The sequence below is a fragment of the Streptomyces sp. NPDC004561 genome (assembly GCF_053602155.1).
Map to the genome: position 1 here is coordinate 1 of NZ_JBSGDB010000426.1, position 7,613 is coordinate 7,613.

Consider the following 7,613-nt stretch of genomic DNA (forward strand, 5'->3'; position numbering starts at 1 on the left):
CACCGCCGGGCTCGTCCTCAAGCACTGCTCGGCCTATGTGGAACGGCACTTCGGCTCCCTGCTGACGGCGGCCCCTCGGTCCGGATCGCTCCGCGTGGCGGCTCGGCGGAGCGCTCGGCTGTCACATGTGGACGACCGGTGCGGCGTCCGCGTCCTGCTTCGGCAGCCCGCGCCGGTAGCACAGGAAGGCGATCACCGCGCCCGCGGCGAAGAAGACCGCCGACCACCAGAAGGCCGTGGTGTAGCTCTCGATGGTCGCCTGGGCCCGCACCAGCTTGCTGGTGGCGTCACGGCCGGACAGGTAGTCGGTGGCCGCGCTCGCGGCGAGCGTGTTCAGCAGGGCCGTACCGATCGAACCGCCCACCTGCTGCATGGCGTTGACCGTCGCCGAGGCCACGCCGGCGTCCTCGGCCGCGACCCCGCCGGTGGCCAGCTGCATGGCCGGCGGCATGACCAGGCCGAGGCCCACGCCGATCACGATCAGCTGCGGCAGCACCGCGCCGGCGTAGTGCGAGCCCAGGCCGATGCCGGTCAGCCAGGCCATGCCCGCCGTGGAGATCGCGAAGCCCAGCGGGATGACCGTCTTCGGGCCGAAGCGGGGCACCAGCACCGTGGTGCCGACCTGCGCGGTCACCATCAGCGCGCCGACCATCGGCAGGAACGCCACGCCGGTCTTCGTCGGGCTGAAGCCGAGGTTGAGCTGGAGGTAGTAGGTCAGGAAGAGGAACACGCCGAACATGCCCGCGCCGCTGATCAGCACTGCGAGGAAGGAGGCGGCCCGGTCGCGGTCGAGCAGGATGCGCAGCGGCAGCAGCGGGTGCGCCGCACGGGTCTGCCACCAGGCGAAGGCCGCCAGCAGCAGTCCGCCCGCGATCAGGAAGCCCCAGGTCAGCGGGGAGCCCCAGTCGTGGGTCTGGGCGTTGGAGAAGCCGTAGACCAGGGAGAACAGACCGGCCGCGACGAGCGCCGTGCCCGGCACGTCGAGCTTGGCGTTCGCCGCGTCGCGGTGGTTGCCCAGCAGGATCCAGCCGCCCGCGAAGGCGACGACGGCGATCGCCACGTTCACGTACAGCGTCCAGCGCCAGTCGAACGCGTCGGTGAGCACCCCGCCGAGCAGCAGGCCCACCGCGCCGCCGGCGCCCGCGATCGCGCCGTAGACGCTGAACGCGCGGGCCCGTTCCCGGGCGTCGGTGAAGGTCGTGTTGAGCAGGGACAGCGCGGCGGGCGCCAGGAGCGCGCCGAAGGCGCCCTGGAGGGCGCGGGCGATCACCAGCATGGTGAAGCCGTTCGCGGCGCCGCCGAGCGCGGAGGCCCCGGCGAAGCCTACGACGCCCACCAGGAAGGCGGGCTTGCGGCCGAACAGGTCGGCGATGCGGCCGCCGAGCAGCAGCAGCGAGGCGAAGGCCAGCGCGTACGCGGTGACGATCCACTGCCGGTTGCCGTCGGAGAAGCCGAGGTCCCGCTGGGCGGAGGGCAGCGCGATGTTCACGATCGTGGCGTCGAGGACCACCATGAGCTGGGCGACGGCGACGACCGCGAGGATCCACCACCGCTTGGGCGAGGCCGCGCCGTGTTCCGTCGCCGCGGCTCCCGTCGGGGAGTCCTGGGACAGGATCTTCTGGGACATGGGGAAACCACTCCAGGGAAGTCGTTCGGGTGCGGGGGTTCTGAGAAGTGGGCACGTAAACGAAACCGTTTCGTACGCATCGAGCGTAGGTCATCATCAGCGAAACGGCAACGTTTCGCTGAGCCTTCCGGTCGAGCGATGTGTATTCCTTGACAGGCATATAACCCTGGCGGCATATTGGCCGCATGTCCGACGCCGCGCTCTGGACCGCTCTCGCCGATCCGCACCGGCGGGCCATCGTCGCCCTGCTGCTGGAGCGCCCCCGGCCCGTCGGGGAGATCGTGGCGGCCTGCGGGCTGAGCCAGCCGAGCACGTCCAAGCATCTGAAGGTGCTCCGGGAGGCGGGCCTGGTCCGGGTCAGGCAGGACGCGCAGCGCCGTGTCTACGCCCTCGACCCGGCGCCGATCGCCGTCCTCGACGCCTGGCTGGAGCCCTACCGCACGCTCTGGAACCGCAGCCTCGACACCCTGGGCCGCCGTCTCGACGAGACGTCGGACGACAGCTGACAACCCCCACCGCGAAGGACCGAAGCACCATGTCCGTCGATCTCACCGGCACCTATGTCACCCTCGACGACGGCCGGCCCGCCGTCCGCTTCAGCCGCACCTACGACCACCCCGTCGACCGCGTCTGGCACTTCGTGACCGACCCCGGCGAACTCGCCCGGTGGTTCCCCTCGCGCGCCGAGATGGACCTGCGCCCCGGCGGGACCATCCGCTTCAGCGGCGACCCGAACATGCCCGAGTCCACCGGCCGGGTGCTCGCCGTCGACCCGCCCCGGCACCTGTCCTTCGCGTGGGGCGGCGACGAACTCCACTTCGACCTGGAGCCGGCCGGCGAGGGCCGCACCCGCTTCACGCTCACCGACGTCCTGGACGCGGCGAACACCGCCGCCCGCAACAGCGCCGGCTGGGAGGTGTGCCTGGCCGCCCTCGAAGCCTGGGCGCGCGGGGAGCACTTCGAGGGCCCGCACGCGGGGGCCCACGCGCCCTGGAAGGAGTTCTACGACGGCTACGTCGGCGCCGGCATGCCCTCGGGCGCCCCCGTGCCCGGCCTGGACTGAGCCGTCAGACGGCGAACACGCGGGCCAGGGCCGCGGACAGGGACGCGGGCCCGGCCGCGGCGACCCGCGCGCCGAGGTACCCGTCCGGGCGCACGAGGAACACGGTGCCGCCCTCGCTCGCGTACCGGGCCCGGAACTCGCCACGCGTGTCCCTGAGCACCGGCAGGGGCGGCGGGCCCGGGTCCCACCCCGTCCGGCAGCACGCAGTAGGCGGCGAGCCTGCCGTGTGCCGCACGCCGTGCCGCTTCGGCCAGTTCGGCGAAGCCCCGCGTGCCGTCGGGGGAGTCCGCGTGGAGGAACAGGACGTGGTCGCGTTCGCGCAGCACGTCGTACAGGCGGAACGGGAACGCCGCGATCGCGTCGCGCAGGCCGCCGCAGTCGGGTGCGCGGTCGCCCGCCGCCGGGCTCCGACCGGCCCCGCCGGTCTCGACGATCGGGCTGTCCGGATAGGCGATCAGCAACTGCGCCTCGCGCAGCAGAAGGGTCCCGGGATCGTCGGAGTCGGACCGCACCCCCTGAGACGCGTGCCGCAGGGTGCGGCCCACCACCTCCTCGCCGACCGGGCGGCGCTCCGCGTCGTAGCTCTCCAGCAGCTTTTGGCTGCGCCCGCCCCGCCACCGCGAGCGCCAGCTTCCAGGCGAGGTTGCAGGCGTCCTGAATGCCGGTGTTCATGCCCTGCGCGCCGGTCGGCGGGTGGATGTGCGCGGCGTCGCCGGCGACGAAGACCCGGCCCTCGCCGTAGCGGTCCACCAGGCGGTGGCTGATGCGGAACACCGAGGGCCAGCGCGGCGCCGACACCGTGGCCGGCCGGGGCGCCAGCCGGTCGAGCACCGCCTGGACATGCTCCAGGCGAGGGGCGCGGCCGGACTCCAGGCCATGGGCCACCGGGTCACCGGTGCCCGGCCCTTCCCCCGGCGACAGCTCGGGCGGCACGCGCATGGACAGGCGGTAGCGGCTCCTGCCCGGCAGCGGGATGCACACCAGCAGGTCGTCGCCCGTGCCGTCGCCCGTGACGTGCATGGACCGAACGGCGTATCCCGGGGCCACGTCCCAGTCGACCTCGACGTCCGCCGCATGTACTCCTCGGGCAGCGCCCCGCCCTCGAAGGACAGCCCCAGCGCCTTGCGCACCACGCTGTGCGCGCCGTCGCACCCGGCCAGGAAGCGGGAGCGGACCTCCAGGTCCTGTCCGGAGCCCGTACGCAGCCTGCTGGTGACCCCGTCGGCGTCCTGGGTGAAGGAGATCAGTTCCGTACCGCGTTCGATGCGCCCGCCGAAGCAGGCCAGGCGCTCCTCGAGGATCCGCTCGGTCTCGTACTGCGGCAGGCACGCGAAGCCGTACGGCACCTCCGCGGGCAGCGTCAGATCGATGCGCGCCCGCTCGGCGCCGTTGACGTGGACCAGCTGGCCGCGCAGGGGCACCGCCGCGTCCAGCGCCGCGCGGGCCACGCCCGTCCGGTCCCAGAGCTCGAACGTCCTCGGCTGGATGCCGACGGCCTTGGCGTACGGCAACCGCTCCGGCAGCCGGTCGACCAGCCGGCAGTCGACGCCGCGCCTGCGCAGTTCCAGGGCCGCGGTCAGCCCCACGGGGCCCGCCCCGGCGAGCAGTACGTCGGTGTGCCGCATGCGCTCCTCCCGCCGGTCGCCCCGGGACGCGGTTTCTCCATGGTCGCCCTGGGAGTCCCACGGGGCGATTCGGGGCCCACGGGCCGTCCGGGCGCGTTGGCCCGGACGGCGGCTCCGCGTGCGCGTTGTTTCAGCCTGTGGCGCCCTGGATACACCGCGAGGGTTCGGACCCGGAGTTCTCGAGCCCGAGCACACCGTCGCAGTGAGGTCGCCACCATGTCCCATGCCCCGCCCCCCGCAGGACCGTCGAACCGCGCACGGCCGGTGGCGAGTTCCCTCCCGGACGCGGGCCTCCGGGCCAGGCCCCCCGACGAGCGGGCCACGCCCGGCGGCACGGCCCTGGTGACGGGCGCCTCCTCCGGCATCGGCGCGGCCGTGGCCCGCCGTCTTGCCGCCGACGGCGGCTGGCGCATGGTGCTGAACGGCCGCGACATCACCCGTCTGGAGCATGTGGCCGCCGAGATGTCGGCCGTGGCCGTCGCCGTGGCCGCGGACCTGACCCGGCCCGGCGCCGACGTCCGGCTGACCGAGGCCGTCCTCGACCACCTCGGCCGGGTGGACCTGCTCGTGGCGGCCGCCGGCGTCGGCTGGTCCGGGGACTTCACCGCAATGCCCCGCGCCCGCATCGACGAACTCGTCGGCGTCGACCTGCTGGCCACCGTGCACCTGGTGCGCGGCCTGCTGCCCCACATGGTCGCGGCCGGGTCCGGGCGCATCGTGCTGCTCGGCTCCGTCGCGGGCAGCGTGGGCGTGCGCGGCGAAGCCGTGTACTCCGCCACCAAGGCCGCCGTCGCCGCGTTCGCCGACGCGCTGCGCTACGAACTGCGGGGCACCGGCGTGGGCGTCACCCATGTGATCCCCGGTGTGGTCGACACCCCCTTCTTCGACCGGCGGGGCGTGCCCTACCGGCGGTCCTGGCCGAGGCCCGTGCCGCCCGAGCGGGTGGCGGCCGCCGTCGTCACCGCCGTCCGGCGCGGCAAGGACGAGGTCTACGTCCCCGGCTGGCTACGGCTTCCCGCCCGGGTGCGCGGCGCCACGCCCGGCCTCTACCGGCGGCTCGCCGCCCATTTCGGGTGAGCGGCCGTGATCGCCCTGACGGTCGCGCTGGCGCTGTTCGCGGCGCTGTCGAACGCGTCCGCCTCGGTGCTGCAGCGCAGGGCCGCCGCCATCGTCGAGCCGGACCGGCCCGGCGGTGACGGGAAGCGGGCCGCACCCCGGTTCGGACAGCTGCTGCGGCGCCCGGACTGGCTGGCGGGCGTGGGCCTGCTCATGCTGTCCGCGGTGCTCCAGGGCTGGGCGCTGGCCGTGGGCAGCCTCTCCCTCGTCCAGCCCCTGCTCGCCGCGGAACTGCTGTTCACCCTGGTGGTCGGCAGCCTGGTCTTCCGGCGCCGCCCCGACCGCCGTACCTGGCTGGCGTTCGGCGCCCTCGCCGTGGGACTGGCCCTCTTCCTCGTCGCCGCCTCGCCGCAGCCGGGCCGCAACGACGCGCCGGTCGGTGCCTGGCTCATGGCCGGTGGCGCGGCGTTCGGCGCGGTGGTGCTGCTCGTCCTCGCCGCCCGCCCGGCACGGGGCGCCTCCCGGGCCGCGCTCCTCGGCTTCGCCTCCGCGGTGTCCTTCGCCACCACCGCCTCCTTCCTCAAGGAGGCCGTCGGCCGGCTCGCGCAGGGACCGGTCGCCATGTTCACGCACTGGGCGCCGTACGCCACGGCCGTCGCCGGGCTCGTGGCCTTCCTGCTGCTGCAGAGCGCGTTCCGCGCCGGGTCGCTGGCCGCGTCCCAGCCCGCGCTCACCCTGGGCGACGCGCTCACCAGCATCGCCCTCGGGTGGGCGCTGTTCGCCGAGTCCATCCAGCTCGGGCTGCGGATCATCCCGGAACTGGCCGGCGTCGCGCTGATCGGGGCGGGGAGCATCGGACTGGCGAACGTCTCGTCCCTCGGCGGGGACTGGGACACCCCCACCGAGGAGCGTCCGCAGAAGGGGAAGGGCGCACAGCTACCGATGCGCCACGAGAACTGAGGCAGGTCACCGATGTCAGCCACTTCCGCCCACGCCTGGCGCACCGCGGCCGTCCTGCTGCCGTTCGCCGTCGCCGGAGCCCACATCGGCCCGGCGGCCACCTGGCTGCCCGGTGTGCGGCTGCCGTTCTTCCCCCGGCTCGCCGGCACCGGCCCCCGGCAGCACGTCGCCCTGACCTTCGACGACGGCCCGGATCCGGCCGCGACGCCCCGCTTCCTGGACACCCTGGACCGGCTCGGCGTACGGGCCACGTTCTTCGTCCTCGGGGAGCACGCGGTGCGCCATCGCGCGCTCGTGGCGGAGACCGCGCGGCGGGGACACGAGGTCGCGGTGCACGGCTGGACCCACGACCGGCCCTGGCGCCCCGCCGTGGCCAGAGAGGCCGCGGGCGTCGCCCGGGCCGCCCGCGCGGTGCACGACATCACCGGTCACCGGCCGCAGTGGTACCGCCCGCCGTACGGCATCCTCACCTCGGGCCGCTGGCTGGCCGCCCGCCGGGCCGGGCTGCGGCCGGTGCTGTGGTCCGCCTGGGGCAAGGACTGGCGTGCGGACGCCACCCCGCAGTCCGTACGCGCCCTCGTCGCCGCCGACCTGCGCGCCGGCGGCACGATCCTCCTGCACGACTCCGACCGCTGCTCCGCCCCCGACTGCTGGCACGCCACCCTCGACGCCCTGCCCGCCATCGTCACCGACTGCCGTGAGGCGGGCCTGACCGTCGGCCCACTGCGCGACCATGGACCCTTTCCCCGGGACCGGAGCTGCCCGGGGCGCCCGCGTGGGGCCCCGGGCCCGGTCAGGGTGTGACCGGGCCGGCGAGTTCCGCCACGGACGCCATCGGATCGCCCCTGAAGAGGCCGGGGGCGGCGCTGCCGGGGCCCGTCGTGCCGGATGCCGTGATGCCGCCGAGCGCCGCCAGCAGGGCGGGCGCGTCCGGGGCGAACTCCACGAGGCCGAGCGCGGCCATCTGGCGTACCCCGTCGTGGCCGTGGCCGGGCAGCGGCCGGTAGGCGACCACGGGGAGCCCGGCGGCTAGTGCCTGTACGGCGGTCTGGCCGGCGGCGTTGTCCAGCAGGGCGTGGGCGGCGGCCAGCAGGCCGGGCATGTCGTCCACCCAGTCCAGGGCGAGTGCCCCGGGCACCCGGCTGAGCCGGTCGAGCAGCCGCCGGTTGCGGCCGCACAGCACCACCGGCAGATACCCGGCCTCGGCCAGCAAGGTCAGCGGATGTCTGCCCAGGGCCTCGGCGAGCAGGGCCAGGACGGCGGCACCGGCGAGCCGCGCGCC

Annotated in this window: 6 protein-coding genes and 2 pseudogenes; 5 read left to right on the top strand and 3 right to left on the bottom strand. The window is 74.8% G+C overall.

Annotation, left to right across the window (positions count from 1 at the left end; genetic code table 11):
• Window positions 1-121: 121 nt before the first annotated feature.
• Window positions 122-1,627: an MFS transporter gene (locus ACWEN3_RS36485; RefSeq protein ID WP_452980018.1), complete on the bottom strand. Its 1,506-nt coding sequence runs from the start codon at window positions 1,625-1,627 to the stop codon at window positions 122-124.
• A gap of 185 nt (window positions 1,628-1,812) precedes the next feature.
• On the opposite strand from ACWEN3_RS36485, the gene ACWEN3_RS36490 reads away from it, so the two are divergent.
• Entirely contained in the window at window positions 1,813-2,133 is a 321-nt protein-coding gene (locus ACWEN3_RS36490; RefSeq protein WP_452980021.1) for an ArsR/SmtB family transcription factor, read from the top strand.
• Between the two features lie 29 nt (window positions 2,134-2,162).
• Window positions 2,163-2,690, top strand: a complete 528-nt coding sequence (locus ACWEN3_RS36495; protein WP_452980024.1) for an SRPBCC family protein — start codon at window positions 2,163-2,165, stop codon at window positions 2,688-2,690.
• A 4-nt stretch (window positions 2,691-2,694) separates the two neighbouring features.
• On the opposite strand, the pseudogene ACWEN3_RS36500 reads toward ACWEN3_RS36495, so the two are convergent.
• Window positions 2,695-4,315 (bottom strand): annotated as a pseudogene (locus ACWEN3_RS36500) (FAD-dependent monooxygenase).
• Between the two features lie 216 nt (window positions 4,316-4,531).
• Between ACWEN3_RS36500 and ACWEN3_RS36505 the strand changes: the two are divergent.
• The 3 genes from ACWEN3_RS36505 to ACWEN3_RS36515 are packed head-to-tail and all read left to right on the top strand — an operon-like array spanning window position 4,532 to window position 7,135.
• Window positions 4,532-5,392 (top strand): SDR family NAD(P)-dependent oxidoreductase, encoded by an 861-nt coding sequence (locus ACWEN3_RS36505; RefSeq protein WP_452980027.1) that lies wholly within the window; start codon window positions 4,532-4,534, stop codon window positions 5,390-5,392.
• Window positions 5,393-5,398: 6 nt separating this feature from the next.
• Window positions 5,399-6,331: a DMT family transporter gene (locus ACWEN3_RS36510; RefSeq protein WP_452980030.1), complete on the top strand. Its 933-nt coding sequence runs from the start codon at window positions 5,399-5,401 to the stop codon at window positions 6,329-6,331.
• A 12-nt stretch (window positions 6,332-6,343) separates the two neighbouring features.
• On the top strand, window positions 6,344-7,135 hold the full coding sequence (locus tag ACWEN3_RS36515) for a polysaccharide deacetylase family protein (RefSeq protein WP_452980033.1): 792 nt from the start codon (window positions 6,344-6,346) through the stop codon (window positions 7,133-7,135).
• On the opposite strand, the pseudogene ACWEN3_RS36520 reads toward ACWEN3_RS36515, so the two are convergent.
• Window positions 7,125-7,613: pseudogene (locus ACWEN3_RS36520) on the bottom strand (MGDG synthase family glycosyltransferase); the annotation flags it as partial. The gene ACWEN3_RS36515 and the pseudogene ACWEN3_RS36520 sit on opposite strands and share 11 nt — an antisense overlap.